Consider the following 18319-nt stretch of genomic DNA (forward strand, 5'->3'; position numbering starts at 1 on the left):
TCCTCCACCTTAGCCCTGGCCCTTCATCTCAAGTTGGATCAAGTTGTTCATTTCAACGGCGTATTCAAGAGGAAGTTCCTTGCTTACAGGATTTGCAAAACCGCTTACGATCATTGCACGGGCATCTTCCTCGCTGATTCCGCGGCTCATCAAATAGAAGATGGCCTTGTTTGAAATGCGACCGATCTTTGCTTCATGTCCAACATCGCAGTCGTCCGTCATGATGTTCATAGCAGGAACGGTGTCACTGCGGCTTTCGTTGTCCAGCATCAGGCTTGAGCAGTCAACGCTTGCCTTTGAATGCTTTGCACTTTCGTTTACAACGATGGCGCTTCTGTAGGTACATGCACCGCCGCTTTTTGAAATGGACTTTGTGTTAATTACAGTGCTTGTATTCTTTCCGATGTGGACCATCTTTGCACCGGTATCAAGGTTCTGACCAGCACCCGCAAAAGTGATTCCAGTGAATTCACAGGTAGCATTATCGCCCTTGAGGATCGTCATCGGATAAAGATATGAAATATGGCTACCAAAAGAACCGCTGACCCATTCCATGCGGCCGTTTTCTTCAACGATGGCGCGCTTGGTGTTGAGGTTGTACATGTTCTTTGACCAGTTTTCGATTGTAGAATATCTAAGACGTGCGTTCTTCTTTACATAAAGTTCTACGCAGCCTGCGTGAAGGTTTGCAACATTGTATTTAGGAGCGGAACATCCTTCGATAAAGTGAAGGTCAGCACCCTCGTCAACGATGATCAAAGTATGTTCAAACTGACCAGCTCCTGCCGCATTCAAGCGGAAGTAAGACTGGAGCGGAATCTTGACCTTTACGTTCTTAGGAACATAGACAAAGGAACCGCCAGACCATACCGCACCGTGAAGGGCCGCAAACTTGTGGTCCGTAGGTGGAACAAGGTGCATGAAGTATTCCTTTACCATTGGTCCCCATTCAGGGCTCTTTAGTGCGCTTTCAAAGTCAGTGTAGATAACACCCTGGGCTGCAACGTCTTCCTGAACATTGTGGTATACAACCTCACTGTCGTACTGAGCGCCAACACCTGCAAGACTCTTGCGTTCAGCTTCCGGAATGCCAAGCTTTTCAAAGGTATTCTTGATATCCTCGGGAACATCTTCCCAGGTTGTAGCCATGTCAGTCTTGGCTTTAACATAAGTAACGATTTTCTGAATGTCCAGGTCGCGGATGTCCGGTCCCCATTCAGGCTCGTTGATGCTGTTGAAAAGATGGAGGGACTTTAAGCGGAATTCCTTCATCCACTCAGGGTCTTCCTTATCCTGGCTGAGCTTTTCCACGATTGAATCATCAAGGCCCGCACGAATCTTGTAGAATTCTTCATCCTTTTCTTCATAGCGGAAATCGTAGAGGCTTCTGTCTATTTCATTAACTTTTGTCTTTTCGTTTGACATTACTTGCTTTCCTTAAGCTGGTCCTGCAGATCTTCTTTGCTTACAGAATTCTTGATGGCATCCATTGCGGCCTTTGCAGCGGCGGCAAGAGCAGCCTTTCTCTCCTCGTCCTTTACTTCCTGAGGAATGAACTTGTCAAATCCGTTTTCGTTGATTTCCTGAACAAGGGAACCGTCACCAGTGTGGACAAGTTTTCCCTTGACCATGATGTGTGTCTTGTCAACCTTGAGGCTTTCAAGGATTCGTGTAGAGTGAGTGATAATCAAAAGAGATCCGCCTACACTCTTCATGTATTCTTCAATACCCTTGCTTACGGTGCGGCATGCGTCAACATCAAGGCCGCTGTCTGTTTCATCAAGGATTGCAAATTTTGGCTTGAGCATCAAAAGCTGGAGTATTTCGCTCTTCTTCTTTTCACCGCCGGAAAAACCAACATTAAGGTCGCGTTCAGCATAAGAATGGTTCATCTTGAGGATGTCCATGTTCTTTTCAAGTTCCTTGGAAAACTGCATCAGCTTGATCTTCTGACCGGTAACCTGCTGCATGCTTGAGCGGATGAAAGATTCAAGAGAAACGCCAGGCACTTCAAGTGGTTCCTGAAAACTAAGGAAAATACCTTCCTTTGCGCGAAGGTCTGCTGTAAATTCAGTAATGTCCTTTCCATTAAAAAGAATTTTTCCGCCAGTGATTGTATATTCAGGGCTTCCCATAAGTGTATAGCCCAAAGTCGATTTACCGGCACCATTAGGTCCCATAAGAACATGGGTTTCACCAGGATTGATTGTAAGATTGATGTCCTTGAGAATGGACTTTGTTCCGATATCAGCACACAGATTCTGAATTGTCAAAAGTTCTGCCATAATAAATTCCTAACCTTAAATAATGCAATTAATATACTAAATATATGGAAAAAAATCAAAGTAAGTTAATTTTCTTTATTTTAAGACAAGGGGTCTGTCCCCTCTGTCAGAAGCAATAAGGGGTCTGTCCCCTCTGTCATATGAAACATGAAACAAAAAAGTGCAATTTTCAATTTTACTCTTGAAAAAAAAACTTATATCCTGTATATTAACTTCACCTGGCGCTTTAGCTCAGCTGGATTAGAGCATCTGCCTTCTAAGCAGAGGGTCGGCAGTTCGAGTCCGCCAAGCGTCACTTGCTTCCTCTTTGAGGGAGCTTTTTTTTTGCCATTTTGAAATACACAGCTACAGAGGTTTCATGAAAAAGTTTTTCCTTCTATTAATTGCAATCTTTATCCTTATTGCTATGGTTTGGGCTATAACAAATAAAGACAAAATTACAGACAGAGGGGACACAGACAGAGGGGACAGACCCCTAAAACATGACGAAAACACTTGCGAACAGAGGGGACAGACCCCTATGGATTCGAAAGAAATTCCTTCAGATTTCTATGCTGAACTCAATGCAATTCCAGTCTGCAATGGAAATGACAATGATCCTGACAATGACAGCGACCACGAGATCCACACATACAGCGGTTTTACCCTCTGCTACAGGGAAAGCTACGAAGATGCCGAATGGGCTGCCTACATTTTGACCCGCGAGGAACTTAAAGCAGTCACCGGAAGAAGCAACGACTTTAGACCCGATCCTTCAATAACAACTGGTTCTTCAGATTTAAGCGACTACAAAAAATCAGGTTACGACAGAGGACACCTTGCCCCAGCGGCGGACATGGAATGGAGCAAGGAAAGCTGCAGTGAAAGTTTTTTCATGAGCAACATGACTCCCCAGGCCCCTGCATTCAACCGCGGAATGTGGCAGCAGCTGGAAAGCCAGGTACGCAGATGGGCTGACCGATTTGGGAAAATAATTGTCGTTACAGGTCCAATTCTTGAAAAGGATGCAGACGGCTATGCAAAAATAGGCGGCAATCAGGTAGCGGTTCCGGAATATTTCTTCAAATCCATCCTTGCACAGTCAGAAGACGGAACGGCAACAGCCATAAGTTTCATCATGCCAAATTCAAAATGCGAAGGAACCCTTTGGGACTATTGCGTGACGGCAGACGAAATCGAAAGCAGAACCGGTTTTGACATTTTCTCTTTCCTTCCCGATTCAGAAGAAGAAAAGATTGAAAGTTCAGTGAATATTGAAATGTGGAAATAAAAAAAAGCCCTATGGATTTCTGATTTATGGAGGTCACAGTAAATCAAATTTCCATAGGGCAGAATGATAATCAGATCAAGTTTTTACAGAGCATCATCTCCACGTTCAGCTGTGCGAATTTTTACAGCATCATCAATATTTTTTATGAAGATCTTTCCATCTCCAAAACTGCTTGTATTAAGTTCATCAAGAACCCTTTTGATGATTTTTTCAACAATATCATCCTTTACAACAGTCCTTACGCTCAATTTAGGAAGAAGGTTTATTCCTGGGGTTTCTTCCCTTGTATAAACCTGTCCAGAACCACGCTGATGTCCATAACCAAAAATCTGAGATATCATGACACCCCTTGCACCTTCGTAATCAAGGATCCTTTTCAGATTTTCAAGTTTCTCCGGCTTAATGATTATTTCAAGTTCCTTCATATGTAAACCCCTTTAATGTTTTTTATTAGTATTCAACATCACCATCAGGAGTCTTCATCCATACATTTTCATGCTTCCACTTGTAAGCAATCATGTAGATCCAGAGTACAAATCCAACACCCATGTATCCTGCAAATCCAGCCCAAGTTCTAGGACCGATTCCGATTGTTGTAAAGAATGAACATCCAAGCATGATTATAACAGAAAGAATCTTGATGATCTTAGGACACTTGTAAGGTCTTTCCCATTCAGGATGCTTCTTGTCGATTACCATTGAAGAAATCGATGTAAGTGCATAACACAATGCACAGGCAAAAGCCATAAGGTCAAAGAATGCTGTAATTGACTGCATTGCAATGAATCCAACAGAAACCAAAAGGATAAGAATGTTTGGCAAAATTGGCTGTCCATATCTGTTTGTTGTAGCAAACTGCTTTGGAAGGAAGTTGTTTCTACCCATTGCATAAATCATGCGTACTGCAGAGTACCAGAATCCAAGTACTGATGTACCGATTGGGAATACGATTCCTACAATACCCATAATGATTACAAACCATGTAATCTTTGGACCAAAGCAAGCTTCAAGAGCTTCGAAAGTTATGAATGGATGACAATCACCCTTGTTTGTAAGTTCTTCCCATGGAAGTGCACCAGCCATTGCAAAGTAGAAGATTACATAGATGACACCACATGTTACAACAGAACCAAGGATAGCCTTCTTCTGGTCCTTGATTGGGAATGTACCTTCTTCAACCATTGCAGGTACAGTTTCAAACCCGAAGAATGGAGTAATCATGAACGAACAACCGACAGCCCATGCAATTCCGACTGATGCAAAGGAACCACCCCATTCCTTCATGTTGCTGCTTGTAAAGAAGTTCTGGAAGTTTTCAATTGACCAGTGACCGCTGAACATGAACATTGCAGAACAGATGAGGATTCCGATGATACCTGCCATGAGCATAAATGACTGAACCTTTCCTGCCACAACATTCTTGTACATGCTTAATGCACACCAGAAACACAGGATAACAGATCCAACGATTGTTGCAGTTGTACCGTCAAGGTTAAGTCCAAACTGATGGTTCAACCAGGCAAGGATTCCAAGAACACCAGCTGCAGGAACTGCAACCCATGCACACATGATGAGCCATGCAGACCAGAAGCCTGCATGCTTGTTCAGACCAACCGTATTAAATACAAGACATGATCCTGCTGCAGGAAGCATAGTCGAGTATTCCGCATAAACGAAAGCTGTTGGCAAAATTGCCAATGTCATCAATGCAAAGGCAAGGAATGTTGCAGGTCCTGTATAGGACATGAAGATTCCATCCCAATAGCACATGAAAGTAAAGATTGCGCCAGTAGCCATTGCATAAACATAAAGCAACTTCATTGACTTAGACAAAGCACTTCTTGATTCTTCCATAATAATTCCTCCGTAGTTTAATAAGTTTTTATGATTATCCGAAAAGTCTCTTGAACCTTTCAGCCAAATCCATTGTTCCTTCCATCCATCCAACGCTCAACTCTGCAACCGGACCGGACTGCTGATGAGAGCCGAGCCAAGCCGTAAGCTGAAGTCGTCTCATCATGATGAAAGTATCAATTTCCTCAAAATCGGTATCTGTAAAAGGCAGAACTTTCTTATATCCAGAAAGCCAGGCATTAACCAGTTTTGGAACGATTGGTTTTGATTCGATAAAGCTCAAAGCCGAAGCCAAGTCCTGAAGATGCCAACCGAATCCACAGTCATCGAAGTCGATTACCTTTATCTGCTCTCCTTCAATAAGCAAGTTTGCAAGTCTTAAGTCAGCATGAATCAAACCGAAGTTGTTTCCAGTCTTACCGTATCTCTTAAGCCTTTTTTCAATAATCTGAACAACATCTTCAAGGAAGGTCTGTGCTTCCGGAGTCATATCCGGGAATGCACGCCAGTCACCCCATTTAGGTGTCTTACCGATTACATTGTCGAAGCTCCATTCAAAGCGATCGATTTTTGAGGTTCCGTTCCAGATTTCTGTCTGGCGATGAAGGTAAGCTGTTGTTTCACCAAGATACTTGAACTGCTTTACCATCTGTTCTTCATCGTTTTCGTCAGGAGAAGATCCCTTAAGGAACTCGGTGATCACACAGTTGTAAACCTCTCCATCCGGACCTTTCACGTTCTGAATATATTCACCGTTAAGACCTTTCATCGGATTGGCAACAATCAAAGGTGTGTATTCATTGATCTGTTTAAGCCACTTCATTTCCGAATTAAGTTCACTCAATGTGTGATATCCTGGACGACCAATTCTAAGAACACCATCGTTGTTTCCAGTTTCTTTATTCTTGACCATGTATGTAGCATTTTCAGAAAGGACGATTAATTTTGCTTCATCCTTGTCCTGCCACCCGTAGTATTCCAAGGCCGATTTTGCAACCTGGTTAAACAAATCCATATCAAAATTCATATGTACTCCTATCTATTCAATTCAGTTAAACTTTCATCCAGAGCCGAAACAAACCAATCGATGTCTTCGGACTTAAATGCAAGCGGTGGTCTTACTTTCAAAACATTTCCATAAGGCCCACAGTTTGATGTAAGAATCTTTTTTTCATACATCTTGTTTATTACAAGCTGAGCCAATTCTGGATCAGGAGTTTTGCTCTCAGGATCTTTGACAAACTCAATTCCTATGAAAAGTCCGGCACCCCTTGCATCACCAACCGACTCCCCATGTTTTGCCTGAACTTCCTTCAATGCCTTTAGGAAATCTGCTCCAACTGTTTTTGTATGTTCAAGAACATTTTCTTTCTCAATAACATCAAGCACAGCAATTGCAGCAGCCATTGAAACTGGATTTCCGGCAAATGTATTGAAGTAAGGAAACTTCTCGCTGAAAGCTTCAAGAATTTCATGTTTCCCGCAAAGCCCTGAACAAGGAATTCCATTTGCCATAGGTTTACCCATGGTAACAAGGTCAGGAGTGATTCCATGTCTTAAGAAGCCCCAGAAAGAATCTCCTGATCTACAGAAGCCAGGTTGAACTTCATCGCCTATGAACAAGCCACCGTTCTTATGGACAACATCAACAGCAGCCTTGAGGAATCCCTTAGGATAAGGCAGGACTCCATCAGAACTGAAAATAGAGTCAGCAATGAAACATGCAAGCTTGATTCCATGGGCTTTCATGTCGTCTATCTGCTTTTGGATCTCATCGCAATACCACTTTGTAAACCCTTCCGCATCATCTCCAAACCTGTAGAAGTCCGGAGTAGGAACAAGACGAACACTATCAAGAAGTTTCTGACCACCTCCGATAGATGGTGAAATTGCACTCACAAGTTGTGTATTACCATGATAGGCTTCCTGAGAAATAAGGATTCCTGTTCCCCCTGTGTATGCCATACAGATTCTCAAAGCCAGGTCATTTGCTTCTGATCCTGAACACATATACATGGCACGGTCAATTTCTTTTGGCATGAGCGAAAGCAATCTTTCACTGTAGTTGATGATGTTTTCATGAAGATAACGTGTATGGGTGTTGATTTTTTTCATCTGTTCATGAACAGCTTCAACAATCTTTGGATGTGAATGTCCCATACTTGGAATATTGTTGTATGCATCAAGATACTTATTTCCCTCAGCATCCCAAAGATATTCACCTTCCCCTTTTACAAGGTTCAATGGTCGTTTGTAAAAGAGTCTGTATGAGCTTCCCATACAGGATTCACGACGCTTAACAAGTTCCCTTGTTGTTGGGTCAAGGGAATCGGCATCCATGCTATTAAATCTGTTGCAATCCAAGATGCTGGACTTTGCAAGTCCCGGTACATAAGACATTTCACAACCTCCAAAAAAATAAATAAAAAAGGCGTACAAAACTCAAGCTTTTCCAGCTGAATCTTGTACGCCCTTGTACTCAGTATGCTAACCGGTTTGTTTACCGGCATTCATCATTCGTTGTCTAAGTTATACAAAATAAAAATCTATATTTCTTTGAAATAAATTTAGTTCATATTGTATTTTTTTTAGGTTCTCATGATTCTTCTATCACATATTTTTCCATAAGAAACTGTTTGTACATGATTGGTGTTACTCCCATTTTCTTTTTAAATATTTTTGTAAAATATTCCTGATTTGCAAATCCCAACGTGTAGGCAATTTCTTTTATGCTCATTTCATTATCCCTTAAAAGAACTTTTGCACGGTCAATCTTAACCTCCGTCATAAAATTGACAAAACTCATATTTGTTATCTTCTTGAAAACATGGCTTATGTAGCTTGGGTTCAAGAAAACGCCTTTGGAAACATCATCAAGAGATAATTTTTCATCCACATGAACTACAGCATATTTCCCAATTTTGTAGACCAATTTATCATCAATCATCTGATATTTAGTTACCATGGTACTAGCTTCTTTAAAGTTCATAATCCAGATTCGGATAAGTTCACCTTTGCTTTTAAGTGAAAAACCAAAACGATATGTAAAATCATCCTTGTATAGAAATTTTTCAAGCCATGGTTTTCTTTCAATCAATGTCTCGTAGATATACAGTTTTGCCTTGTCTGAAATTATCTGACAGTTAACCGGATCATTATTCCAATCCTTGAAAATCTGTTCAAAGATTTCACTGATAATAAAATCCTCGCTTCCACCGCCAAGAAAAATATTTGCAATCAGGGCATCAACCTTGAACTTTAATTCATTTTCCACATAATCAACACCATAGTCACAGCACATTCTTGCAACGGACTCCTCCAATGTTGATTCGTCAAAAGGATCTGTAAGATAATCATATACTCCGCTCAGGAAATAGCATCTGGTGGTCTTATATGATGAATCTCTTCCGATTACAATCAGTTGAAGCTTTGCAAATTTTCTTACAAAATCATGAATCCTTTCCGGAGAAATTAAGTCAGTACCATCAGAGAAGGCTATCAGAATATCCGATTTTCTCTGGTGAATTCTTTCAGATAGCAATTCAGTACTCCTGATGATTTCTGTATCAAGATCGAAATTCCGGAATTTTTCCCAGAAAGAGAATTTCATGATTTTTTCAGCATTTACGCCTTTTCTGTCAAAAAAAGACACACGATGCATTTTATTGACCCATTGAAGAAGTTTCTGGCAAGGTACTTCCACCATCAATTACAATCTGAGTTCCTGTTATGTAGCTGGATTCCTTGCACCCCAGGAAGGCTGCCAATTCACCAACTTCTTCAGGATCTGCAAGTCTTTTAAGTGGAACTGCATCGGCAATAGCCTTAATGGCGCGTTCCGGATGCTCTGGATCAGACTGCTGTGCCATACCTTCAACAAGTGGTGTAAGTACATATCCCGGACAAATAGCATTCACACGGATATTCTTATCTGCAACTTCACGAGCCATTGATTTAGTAAATCCAACCAACGCAGCCTTTGAAGTTGCGTATGCAACCTCACCAGGATCAGCAACCATGTCACCAGTTACAGAACTCATGATCACAACTGCCCCACCACCGTTTGAGACGATGCTTGGTAGAATTGCTTTTGTTGCATTCCACACACCCTTAATGTTTATATCGATATGCATGTCACGGTTTTTGAAATCGTCGTCACCCAGGAAATCCTCAAGAACGCAGATACCTGCATTACAGACCAATGTATCTACTTTTCCATATGTTTTTTCGGTTATTTCAGCAAGCTTCTTACAGCTTTCAAAATCAGAAACATCAACCTGAACTCCAGTTGCCTCAAATCCCTGTGATTTCAATTCAGAAGCAAGTTCAAGTACCTTAGGTCCCCTTGCAGCAAGAACAAGCTTGGCGCCGTATTTTGCATACACTTTGGCAATGCCTTCACCAATTCCCTTAGATGCACCTGTGATTACACATACCTTTCCTTCAAGTTTCTTCATATTTCACCTCTTGAGCAATAAAAAAAGGCACGGAACAGGAAGATTACTTCACATTCCGTGCCTCTTTGCACTATTGAAATTCAATCATAAAACAACATTTATGATAAGGTATTTTTTTTATGTCATTTAGTTATTTTTTTAGGTTTCCCATCGAAAGCCATCAAAAATTCCCTTGATATCAGCCCAGTTTTTTCCGTAGAAATCACTATATTCTACAATTTTATTTTTATCTTTGCTACACCATTCATCCTCAATTCCACATGTTTTAAGGCCAATTTTTCTTGCAGACCTAATGGCATAAAGTGCATCCTCAAAGACAATGGTCTCTTCTTTTCTTGAGCCAAGAAGATTCATTGTAAATAAAAAAATATCCCCTTCATGTTTTGAAGTATTGTATTCCGAGCAAAAAACAAATTCATAGAAATATTCCAAGAGCCCGTTTCGTTTTAAACAGGGAAACACAACTTTCCTATCTGAAGCTGTAAGAAGTGCCATCTTTACATTTTTTGATTTGAGCAGTTCGAGGAATTCAAGGATGCCTTCCTTTTTTTTAATTTTATTGGCATAGAAATCAAATAAAACATCGTTAATTCCATCTACTATTTCCGATTCTGTTTTATTGATGCCGTATTTTTCCCTGAAAACATGAGACAACTCTATTGTTGTTTTTGTAAAAAAGAGTTTCTTCAGTTCTGAATTCTCATTTAAACCTAACCATTCAAGACATGCACAACCTACTTCGTCGTAAATACCCATGGAATCAATCAATGTTCCGTCAAGATCAAATATGGCACCAGAAATAGTCATAGTTCTGCAATTATCTAAAAAAATCAGACTAAACAAAATGGAATATTTATAGTTTCATTTATATTTTCTTTAGAATGATTCCTTATAGCGCTACAAAATCTTGCAGAGTTCTTCTACATCTTCCATTTTTGTGGCCCAGCTTGTGGCAATGCGGATCACCGTATGGCTGTCATCGTATTTTTCCCAGAAACTTACGGCAACTTTTTCTGTCAGTTTTTTATACTGGTCGTTTTCAAGAACTACAAAAATCTGGTTTGTAGGTGAATCTATGCAGAAAGTGTAGTTCTTCTTTTTTAGTTCAGCCTTGATTCTGTCTGCACATTCGATGGCGTTGGCGGCAATCTTTGTGTAAAGATCATCTGTAAAAAGAACATCAAACTGAATGCCGTTCAACCTTCCCTTTGCAACAAGAGCCCCGTGCTGCTTTACCTGAGCAACATAATGGGCAGGCATGTTTTTTTTTGTGAATACAAGGGCCTCACCACAGAGGGCACCTACCTTTGTTCCGCCAATGTAGAAAATGTCGCAAAGGCGTGCAATGTCTTCCATCGTGGCATCGTTTTCCTTTGCAGCAAGGGCATATCCAAGGCGTGCTCCATCAAGGTAAAGAGGAATATTGAATTCATGGCAGACTGCAGAAATGTCTTCCAGTTCCTTTTTTGAATAGAGGGTTCCGTATTCTGTAGGCTGGCTTATGTAGCACATTCCAGGGAACACCATCTGCTCATGGTTTTCATCTGCAAAGAAATCTGAAAGAGTTTTTCTAAGTCCCGAAGCAACAACCTTTGCATCCTTTGTTTCTGTTGTAAGAACCTTGTGACCTGAAAATTCAATGGCACCCGCTTCATGGCAGGTTACATGGCCTGTAGTGGCAGAAACAACGCCTTCATAGTCATGGCAAATTGTATCGATGACAATCTGGTTTGTCTGGGTTCCGCCTGTAAGGAACATAATCTGTGCGTCAGGGCAACTGCAGGCTGCCGCAATTTTCTTCTTTGCGCTTTCAGTATAGACATCGGTTCCGTAGCCCGAAAGTTTTTCCATATTTGTTTCAACTAATTTTTCAAGGATCTTTGGGTGTGCCCCTTCTCCATAATCATTTACAAAAAACAGCATGACATTTTCCTCTGAATAAAAGTAAGAAAATAATAATGAATGAACCAGTGAATGTAAATTGAAAAAAGTGTTATTGATTTCGTCTAGGCAAAATCACTTCGCATAACTTGTTTGGAGGATTCCCTTCCGTAAGTTCTATCCTTACTATTTTGCCAGAGTCTGGAAGACTAATGAACTTCAGAAAATCCTGCAACCCCTTTCTTTGAAGATCATCCAGCCTTTTTACTAAAGCCACATGAGGGTAAAAACAACCAGGGGCATAAAGTTGATTGACTATCGTTCTATCCAGGGAAGTAAAAGAATCGAATAATTTTTTGTTTATTTTTAAAAGCCATTCATTTATATCTACAGAAACATAAAACACATGTGGAATTTTCGATTGGACAGCCTTAAATACAACCTCCTCAATACATTCAGAAGCAAAGGAATCTTCAAAAACTGAAACTATTGTACCAAAATCCAATCGGCTATGAACTTGAAGAAGTGTCAAATGAGGAGGAATATGATTGGTCATCATGAAATCATTCCCACTAACGGCTGACATTTCTGATATCAGCTGTTGAAAATAACTAGTAGTGTTTTCGTCAAACAATGCGGTAACGAGATACATCATATTTATTGATATTTTGACAATTAATTGAATTTTATTCCATCCAATTAAGCCATCAGTTAGTTTACCGACAATGGAAACTCCTAACAGGACAAAGGGGGACAGACCCCAATGTGCAAATGACAAATATCAATTAAGTATTATTTCATAACTCTTTAACAGAGGGGACAGACCCATCTATACCTACAAGAAATGCCCAAAACGAAAAAATGAATACTGTTAATGCGAACAATGCCCAAAAACATAAAATTGTACTATACTTTAGGCATGAAAGATTCCTTTATAAATGTTAGATGTGATGAAAACAATATAAAATGGGAGCAGGCAATTCAACGAGAAAATTCCCTCTATAACAGAAATGGAATCCGTTCAGAATTTGAACGCGACTACACACGCATACTTCACTGTGAGGCATACAGAAGGCTAAAACACAAAACCCAGGTATTTTACGCCCCCCAGAACGATCACATCTGCACTAGAATCGAACATGTAAATCATGTCGCAAGCGTTAGCTCTACAATTTCGAAGCATCTTGGACTCAATGTAGAACTGACGGAAGCAATTGCCATTGGTCACGACATAGGACACGCACCTTTCGGGCATACTGGAGAAGATATCTTAAACAAACTAATCACCAGTCAGAAGGAAGGTAAAAATGCTCCAAAGAAATTCTGGCATGAACGTAATAGCCTTTTCTTTGCAGATTTTATCGAAACACTACAGGATCCAGACGGATACGGAACAAATCTGGACTTGACCTATGCCGTACGAGACGGTCTTATATGCCATTGCGGAGAGGTTGATCAGCAGGGGCTTAAGCCTCGAGACGAAAACATCGAGCTTTATTCAATAAAGAGACCAGGCGTTGTTTCCCCATACACTTGGGAAGGCTGCATCGTAAAGGTTGCCGACAAGGTTTCTTTCCTTGGCCGTGACATTGAAGATGCAAGAAGCTACCACATTCTGGACATGGCAGCTTACCGTCAGCTTAGGGAAATCGTTGGCGCAACACTTGGCTTTGGTCCAAACAAGAAATATTCAAACCATACGACCAACGGTGTCTATCGTTCAGGTCGTGCAGTGAACACAACTGTACTCATAAACGACATGATAGTAGACCTTTGCGAACAGAGTTCCCCTGAAAAAGGTCTTTGTTTCAGTGAACCTTACTATAAATTCATAACTGAACTAAAAAGATTCAGCTATGCCAACATCTACAAAAACTGGCGACTTGAAGAATTTGCCCGCTATGCGGAAAACATCCTGAGCACAATTTTCAGGACTTTAATGAAGCTTCAGGTTTATGCACAAAACGGACGAATTGAACAGGTCTTAAGGTACATGCCAAGCCTTCAAAAAACTTTCGGCAACTGGCTGGTAAAATATTCCAACTACGATGCACAGAAAAAGAACATCCTCCATGTTAGGACCATGCAGGTTTTCGATATCAATGACAATGAAAGCTGGGAAAAATGCATCATTGAATTCATAAGCGGAATGAGCGACCAGTTTGCAATCCAGGCCTTCAATGAAATCGTAGGATTCTAATTTATTTAATTAAAATAACACGAGGAAAACAGTGGAAGAAGTTAAATTTTCCTGCAACGGTTGCTCCCTTTGCTGCAGGTTCAAGGGCGGCGTAGTGATGCTTTCTGAAAATGATTTGTCTCGACTTGCATCTTGGGCTGAACTTACGGAAGAACAGTTCATAAAGGTGTACTGCCAGTGGCTTGAAAATGCTGACGGAAAGGAATACCTTTGTTTGAAAACCATGCACAAATCAGAGAAAACAGACGATTGCATTTTCTGGGATCCTTCAATTCCAGGATGCCAGTGTTATTCCGCAAGGCCCGTTCAGTGCAGCACATACCCTTTCTGGACTAAGATTGTTGCATGTAAGGATTCCTGGGATGCAGAAAAAGAACACTGTCCTGGAATCAATACAGGAGATGTACATGATAAAGAGGAAATTGCTTCTGAACTTAAAAAATATGAACGCAGAGTACCTATTACTAGACAATGAATGAATAGGGGTCTGTCCCCATTAACATAACGGGGACAGACCCTTTTTTTTTATATTTCAATCACTTTTTTTTTCTAAAACTACCAATATTTATTTTTTTTCGTTTATATAAATATATATATGGCTAGAAAACCAAGAACTTTCGGCATCACAGGCTTATATCATATTATTTTAAGAGGAAACAATAAACAAAACCTATTCATCGACAGTGCCGATAAGATATTTTTTATAAAAAAGATGAAGAAATACACAATGGAACTGGGTATAGAAGTTCATGCCTATTGTCTGATGAACAACCATGTTCACATTTTAATAGGAAATGCCGACCAGAACATGAGTTTACTTGTTCAGAAAATAGCCAACAGTTATGTTTTCTATTTCAATCGGAAATATGATCGCTGCGGTCATCTTTTTCAAGGAAGATTCAAAAGTGAACCAATTCCTGATGACAAATATTACATGACTGTATATAGATACATTATCCAAAATTGTGAAAAAGCTGGGCTAGGATCTGCAGAACACTACAAATGGAATAGTTATATAGCTTTTATCAACAGTAAAAACAACAGTTTCATAAAGACGAACTATATAATAAATCTATTTGGATCAAAAGAAGCCGTATTAAAATTCCTTAATCAACAAGAAGTATCAAAATGCATGGAGTTTGAAAACAAGTTTTTTCTTACCGATGAGAAGGCTTTCACGTTTATAAAAAAAATATTTGGAATAACATCACCTTACAAACTGGAGCGGCTTTCCATTGACGAACAAATTCAAAAATGTTCCACCTTAAAAAAGAATGGAATCTCAATAAACCAAATCTCCCGTCTTACTGGAATCAGCAGATCAATCATAAAAAAATCCTAAAACCATCTAATTTTTCAAAAATAACTATGACATATGATTTCTGAATTTTTCAATCCAATATAGTTGATCCAATCTAATAAAAAGGGTCTGTCCCTACTGTTCTAAAATTCAACTTAAACCATAAGACCTATTTTATCACCTCGTTCCAGGCAGGAATTTTCTTGTCTTCCTTAACAGCCTTGTCTACCATTGTGTAGTATTTGATTTTCTTTTCCAGATGGGCAAGTCCTGCCTTAAGGTCTTTTATTTCTTTTTCAGTTTTCTTTTTCTGCTCCATCATCATTTCAAGAATATTCTGCGACTTTTTCTGCATGTTTTTTTCATATTCAAAGAAACGCTTTATTTCCTTCAAGGGAAGACCAGCCTTCTTAAAACATTCAATGGCGTTAAGCCTATCCACATGAGAATCATCATATTTTCTGTGATACCCGTTAAGATGTTCAACATTTTCCAGCAGACCTATTTCTTCATAATATCTGAGTGCCGAAGAAGGAAGATTAAATTTCTCAGACATTTCCTTTATTGAATATATGTACGTTTCTTTCATAAGTTATATTTTATCACAAAACCTCTTGAGTTCAAGTTAACTTTAAGTTGTATTATATAAATGGAGGATTATCAATGAGCTACTTTGCTTCTGAAAAAAGATATGACGGAATGAAATACAATCGTTGCGGAAAATCAGGCTTGATGCTCCCGGCAGTATCCCTTGGTTTGTGGCACAACTTTGGTACCAATGACGATTATGAAACAATGAGACAAATGTGTTTTACTGCTTTCAATGCAGGAATCACACATTTTGATTTGGCAAACAATTACGGTCCTCTTCCAGGTTCCGCAGAAGAAAATTTTGGAAAAATACTCAAGGACGATCTTGGCATCTATCGAGATGAACTTATCATTTCTACAAAAGCAGGATATGGAATGTGGTCAGGTCCTTACGGTGACTGGGGCAGCAGGAAATATTTGATTGCCAGTCTTGACCAGAGCCTAAAAAGAATGGGACTTGAATACGTGGACATTTTCTATCATCACCGAATGGATCCAAATACTCCTCTTGAAGAAACAATGGTCGCTTTGGATCAGATTGTAAAATCTGGAAAAGCCCTTTATGTTGGAATTTCAAATTATGATGGAAAGACAATGAAGAAGGCAGCAAAAATTCTGTCTGAACTTAAGACTCCTTTCATCATAAACCAGAACAAGTATAATATTTTTGACAGGACTATTGAAAACAACGGTCTTAAGAAAAGCGCCCCAGCAGAAGGAAAAGGAATCATTACCTTCTCTCCTCTTGCACAGGGGCTTTTAACTGACAGATATCTTAATGGTATACCAGAAGACAGTAGAATCGGCAAAAACACTCCATTCCTTCATAAATCAGATCTTACTGCTGAAAAACTTGTAAAAATAAAAGACTTAAATGAAATAGCAAAACAGAGGGGACAGACCCTTGCACAGTTGGCTTTAAGCTGGATCCTAAAAGACAATGACATTACAAGCGTTCTCATAGGAGCAAGCCGCCCATCCCAGATTACGGACTGCGTAAAGTGCATCGAGAAGACATCCTTTACCGCAGATGAACTGAAAAAGATTGATGAACTTTCAAAATAATTTATAGGAGATATTTTAATGGAAAACTTTAACTTTTATGCACCAACTTATTTTGCATTCGGCAAGGACAGGGAAAATGACGCAGGCCAGCTTGTAAAAAGATTCGGCGGCTCAAAGGTCCTCGTGCACTTTGGCGGAGGTTCCGTAATCAGATCAGGTCTCTTGGACAGGGTAAAAAAATCCCTCGAAAAAGAAGGTCTTCCTTTTGTAGAACTTGGCGGAGTTAAACCTAATCCTAGAAGCGGCCTTGTTTACGAAGGCATCGACCTTTGCAAGAAAGAAAACATCGACTTCATTCTTGCCGTTGGTGGTGGAAGCGTTATTGACTCTTCAAAAGCAATAGCTGCCGGTTCCGTTTATGACGGAGACTTCTGGGATTTTTATGAAGGCAAGCCTGTGGAAAAGGCACTTCCAATCGGAACTGTACTTACAATTTCTGCCGCAGGTTCGGAAGGTTCCCCTGATTCCGTAATCACAAAGGAAGAAGGCATGCTCAAGCGCGGTGCAAGCGGTGAAGCCTACAGACCAAAGTTCTCTATCCTTAACCCTGCCCTCACACAGACACTTCCAGCCTATCAGACAGCCTGCGGAATCACTGACATCATGGCTCACCTTTACGAACGCTACCTTACAAACACAAGCAATGTTGAGACAACAGACAGAATGATCGAGGCCCTTTTGCTTGCAATGAAGACAGAAGGACCAAAGGCTGTTGCTGACACTAGCGACTATGAATCAAGGGCAAACATCATGTGGGCTGGAATGATGGCTCACAACAATTCATGCGGAGTTGGAAGAAGCCAGGACTGGACAAGCCACGGCATAGAACATGAACTTTCTGCCCTCTACGACTGTGCCCACGGTGCAGGCCTTGCAGTAACAATGCCTGCAGTTTTCACATATACAATGAAACACGATGTAATGCGTTTTGCAAAAGTTGCAGTCCGCGTATGGGGATGCCAGATGGATTTTGATAATCCTGAAAACACAGCAAAGGAAGGAATCAAGGCTTTGCAGAACTTCCTGGTTTCTATCGGCATGCCAAAGAATTTTGCAGAACTGGGAGCAAAACCTGAGGACATTGAAAAACTTGCACACACCTGCTGTTACGGCAACGGTGGCTCTGGAGAAATCTGTGGTTTCACAAAACTGAACCAGAAGGACGTAGAAAATATCTATAAACTTATGTTATAAGCCAAAATACCCAGAATCCACGACAAGGGGTCTGTCCCCTGTCCCCTCAGTCAACTTAAACAAACAAAAAAGGCTGCCCCGAAATGAAGTGCACCCCTAAAGTTGGACAAATAAAGTTCAATTTTAGGAGGTGCATTTTTTATGTCCAAATACTCAGAAGAGTTCAAATTAAAAATTGTAAAAGAGCATAAAGAAACGCATATAGGTTCAAAACGGCTGCAT

At 40.2% G+C, this 18319-nt stretch carries 18 protein-coding genes and 1 tRNA gene; 7 read left to right on the forward strand and 12 right to left on the reverse strand.

Annotated elements, in window-relative coordinates; all coding sequences use genetic code 11:
- Window positions 1–9 precede the first annotated feature (9 nt).
- Window positions 10–1425: a Fe-S cluster assembly protein SufB gene (sufB, locus tag ACKI39_RS03340; RefSeq protein WP_318690212.1), complete on the reverse strand. Its 1416-nt coding sequence runs from the start codon at window positions 1423–1425 to the stop codon at window positions 10–12.
- A complete protein-coding gene (gene sufC / locus ACKI39_RS03345; RefSeq protein ID WP_407397646.1) occupies window positions 1425–2285 on the reverse strand; it encodes a Fe-S cluster assembly ATPase SufC in 861 nt (286 codons plus the stop codon). The genes sufB and sufC overlap by 1 nt, the downstream gene beginning before the upstream one ends.
- A 220-nt stretch (window positions 2286–2505) precedes the next feature.
- On the opposite strand from sufC, the gene ACKI39_RS03350 reads away from it, so the two are divergent.
- Together ACKI39_RS03350 and ACKI39_RS03355 are read left to right on the forward strand one after the other, a co-directional pair.
- Window positions 2506–2580, forward strand: a tRNA-Arg gene (locus ACKI39_RS03350).
- Between the two features lie 225 nt (window positions 2581–2805).
- Window positions 2806–3555, forward strand: a complete 750-nt coding sequence (locus ACKI39_RS03355) for a DNA/RNA non-specific endonuclease (protein ID WP_407397648.1) — start codon at window positions 2806–2808, stop codon at window positions 3553–3555.
- Window positions 3556–3638: 83 nt separating this feature from the next.
- On the opposite strand, the gene ACKI39_RS03360 is transcribed toward ACKI39_RS03355, so the two are convergent.
- The 9 genes from ACKI39_RS03360 to ACKI39_RS03400 all read right to left on the reverse strand — a co-directional run bounded on the left by ACKI39_RS03360 (window position 3639) and on the right by ACKI39_RS03400 (window position 12525).
- Complete coding sequence (locus ACKI39_RS03360; protein ID WP_318689474.1) at window positions 3639–3980, reverse strand: P-II family nitrogen regulator; 342 nt, start codon at window positions 3978–3980, stop codon at window positions 3639–3641.
- 25 nt (window positions 3981–4005) lie between these two features.
- Complete coding sequence (locus ACKI39_RS03365) at window positions 4006–5409, reverse strand: APC family permease (protein WP_407397650.1); 1404 nt, start codon at window positions 5407–5409, stop codon at window positions 4006–4008.
- A 34-nt stretch (window positions 5410–5443) separates the two neighbouring features.
- Window positions 5444–6436, reverse strand: coding sequence for a phosphotransferase enzyme family protein (locus tag ACKI39_RS03370; protein ID WP_318711238.1), 993 nt, complete (start codon window positions 6434–6436; stop codon window positions 5444–5446).
- Between the two features lie 8 nt (window positions 6437–6444).
- On the reverse strand, window positions 6445–7809 hold the full coding sequence (locus ACKI39_RS03375; RefSeq protein ID WP_407397653.1) for an aspartate aminotransferase family protein: 1365 nt from the start codon (window positions 7807–7809) through the stop codon (window positions 6445–6447).
- A 196-nt stretch (window positions 7810–8005) separates the two neighbouring features.
- Window positions 8006–9061, reverse strand: a complete 1056-nt coding sequence (locus tag ACKI39_RS03380) for a helix-turn-helix domain-containing protein (RefSeq protein WP_407397655.1) — start codon at window positions 9059–9061, stop codon at window positions 8006–8008.
- A gap of 10 nt (window positions 9062–9071) precedes the next feature.
- Complete coding sequence (ucpA, locus tag ACKI39_RS03385) at window positions 9072–9866, reverse strand: SDR family oxidoreductase UcpA (protein ID WP_407397657.1); 795 nt, start codon at window positions 9864–9866, stop codon at window positions 9072–9074.
- Window positions 9867–10004: 138 nt separating this feature from the next.
- Window positions 10005–10673, reverse strand: coding sequence for an HAD family hydrolase (locus ACKI39_RS03390; protein WP_407397659.1), 669 nt, complete (start codon window positions 10671–10673; stop codon window positions 10005–10007).
- 90 nt (window positions 10674–10763) lie between these two features.
- Window positions 10764–11789, reverse strand: coding sequence for a threonine aldolase family protein (locus ACKI39_RS03395; RefSeq protein WP_407397661.1), 1026 nt, complete (start codon window positions 11787–11789; stop codon window positions 10764–10766).
- Between the two features lie 70 nt (window positions 11790–11859).
- Window positions 11860–12525: a hypothetical protein gene (locus ACKI39_RS03400; RefSeq protein ID WP_407397663.1), complete on the reverse strand. Its 666-nt coding sequence runs from the start codon at window positions 12523–12525 to the stop codon at window positions 11860–11862.
- A gap of 141 nt (window positions 12526–12666) precedes the next feature.
- Here ACKI39_RS03400 and ACKI39_RS03405 point away from each other — a divergent pair, with 141 nt between their 5' ends.
- The 3 genes from ACKI39_RS03405 to ACKI39_RS03415 all read left to right on the forward strand — a co-directional run bounded on the left by ACKI39_RS03405 (window position 12667) and on the right by ACKI39_RS03415 (window position 15289).
- The gene (locus ACKI39_RS03405) at window positions 12667–13947 is read left to right on the forward strand and encodes a deoxyguanosinetriphosphate triphosphohydrolase family protein (RefSeq protein WP_407397665.1); all 1281 of its coding nucleotides are present in this window, start codon (window positions 12667–12669) and stop codon (window positions 13945–13947) included.
- Between the two features lie 31 nt (window positions 13948–13978).
- The gene (locus ACKI39_RS03410; protein WP_407397667.1) at window positions 13979–14422 is read left to right on the forward strand and encodes a YkgJ family cysteine cluster protein; all 444 of its coding nucleotides are present in this window, start codon (window positions 13979–13981) and stop codon (window positions 14420–14422) included.
- Window positions 14423–14542: 120 nt separating this feature from the next.
- Complete coding sequence (locus ACKI39_RS03415; protein ID WP_407397669.1) at window positions 14543–15289, forward strand: transposase; 747 nt, start codon at window positions 14543–14545, stop codon at window positions 15287–15289.
- Window positions 15290–15416: 127 nt separating this feature from the next.
- On the opposite strand, the gene ACKI39_RS03420 is transcribed toward ACKI39_RS03415, so the two are convergent.
- Window positions 15417–15836 carry a MerR family transcriptional regulator gene (locus ACKI39_RS03420; protein WP_407397671.1) on the reverse strand — a complete coding sequence of 140 codons (420 nt, stop codon included), beginning with the start codon at window positions 15834–15836 and terminating at the stop codon, window positions 15417–15419.
- Between the two features lie 74 nt (window positions 15837–15910).
- On the opposite strand from ACKI39_RS03420, the gene mgrA reads away from it, so the two are divergent.
- Window positions 15911–16903, forward strand: a complete 993-nt coding sequence (mgrA, locus tag ACKI39_RS03425) for an L-glyceraldehyde 3-phosphate reductase (protein WP_407397673.1) — start codon at window positions 15911–15913, stop codon at window positions 16901–16903.
- 18 nt (window positions 16904–16921) lie between these two features.
- On the forward strand, window positions 16922–18097 hold the full coding sequence (locus ACKI39_RS03430; RefSeq protein WP_407397675.1) for an iron-containing alcohol dehydrogenase: 1176 nt from the start codon (window positions 16922–16924) through the stop codon (window positions 18095–18097).
- Window positions 18098–18319 lie beyond the last annotated feature (222 nt).

The organism is Treponema sp., assembly GCF_045641405.1.
Lineage (GTDB): Bacteria > Spirochaetota > Spirochaetia > Treponematales > Treponemataceae > Treponema_D.

Excerpts from the sequence above, each read along its gene's own strand:
- ACKI39_RS03370 (WP_318711238.1), bottom strand. The coding sequence starts at position 6,436 with ATGAATTTTGATATGGATTTGTTTAACCAGGTTGCAAAATCGGCCTTG.
- ACKI39_RS03395 (WP_407397661.1), bottom strand. The coding sequence starts at position 11,789 with ATGCTGTTTTTTGTAAATGATTATGGAGAAGGGGCACACCCAAAGATC.
- ACKI39_RS03405 (WP_407397665.1), top strand. The coding sequence starts at position 12,667 with ATGAAAGATTCCTTTATAAATGTTAGATGTGATGAAAACAATATAAAA.
- sufC (WP_407397646.1), bottom strand. The coding sequence starts at position 2,285 with ATGGCAGAACTTTTGACAATTCAGAATCTGTGTGCTGATATCGGAACA.
- ACKI39_RS03365 (WP_407397650.1), bottom strand. The coding sequence starts at position 5,409 with ATGGAAGAATCAAGAAGTGCTTTGTCTAAGTCAATGAAGTTGCTTTAT.
- ACKI39_RS03390 (WP_407397659.1), bottom strand. The coding sequence starts at position 10,673 with ATGACTATTTCTGGTGCCATATTTGATCTTGACGGAACATTGATTGAT.
- mgrA (WP_407397673.1), top strand. The coding sequence starts at position 15,911 with ATGAGCTACTTTGCTTCTGAAAAAAGATATGACGGAATGAAATACAAT.
- sufB (WP_318690212.1), bottom strand. The coding sequence starts at position 1,425 with ATGTCAAACGAAAAGACAAAAGTTAATGAAATAGACAGAAGCCTCTAC.
- ACKI39_RS03420 (WP_407397671.1), bottom strand. The coding sequence starts at position 15,836 with ATGAAAGAAACGTACATATATTCAATAAAGGAAATGTCTGAGAAATTT.
- ACKI39_RS03430 (WP_407397675.1), top strand. The coding sequence starts at position 16,922 with ATGGAAAACTTTAACTTTTATGCACCAACTTATTTTGCATTCGGCAAG.
- ACKI39_RS03375 (WP_407397653.1), bottom strand. The coding sequence starts at position 7,809 with ATGTCTTATGTACCGGGACTTGCAAAGTCCAGCATCTTGGATTGCAAC.
- ACKI39_RS03360 (WP_318689474.1), bottom strand. The coding sequence starts at position 3,980 with ATGAAGGAACTTGAAATAATCATTAAGCCGGAGAAACTTGAAAATCTG.
- ACKI39_RS03415 (WP_407397669.1), top strand. The coding sequence starts at position 14,543 with ATGGCTAGAAAACCAAGAACTTTCGGCATCACAGGCTTATATCATATT.
- ucpA (WP_407397657.1), bottom strand. The coding sequence starts at position 9,866 with ATGAAGAAACTTGAAGGAAAGGTATGTGTAATCACAGGTGCATCTAAG.
- ACKI39_RS03355 (WP_407397648.1), top strand. The coding sequence starts at position 2,806 with ATGGATTCGAAAGAAATTCCTTCAGATTTCTATGCTGAACTCAATGCA.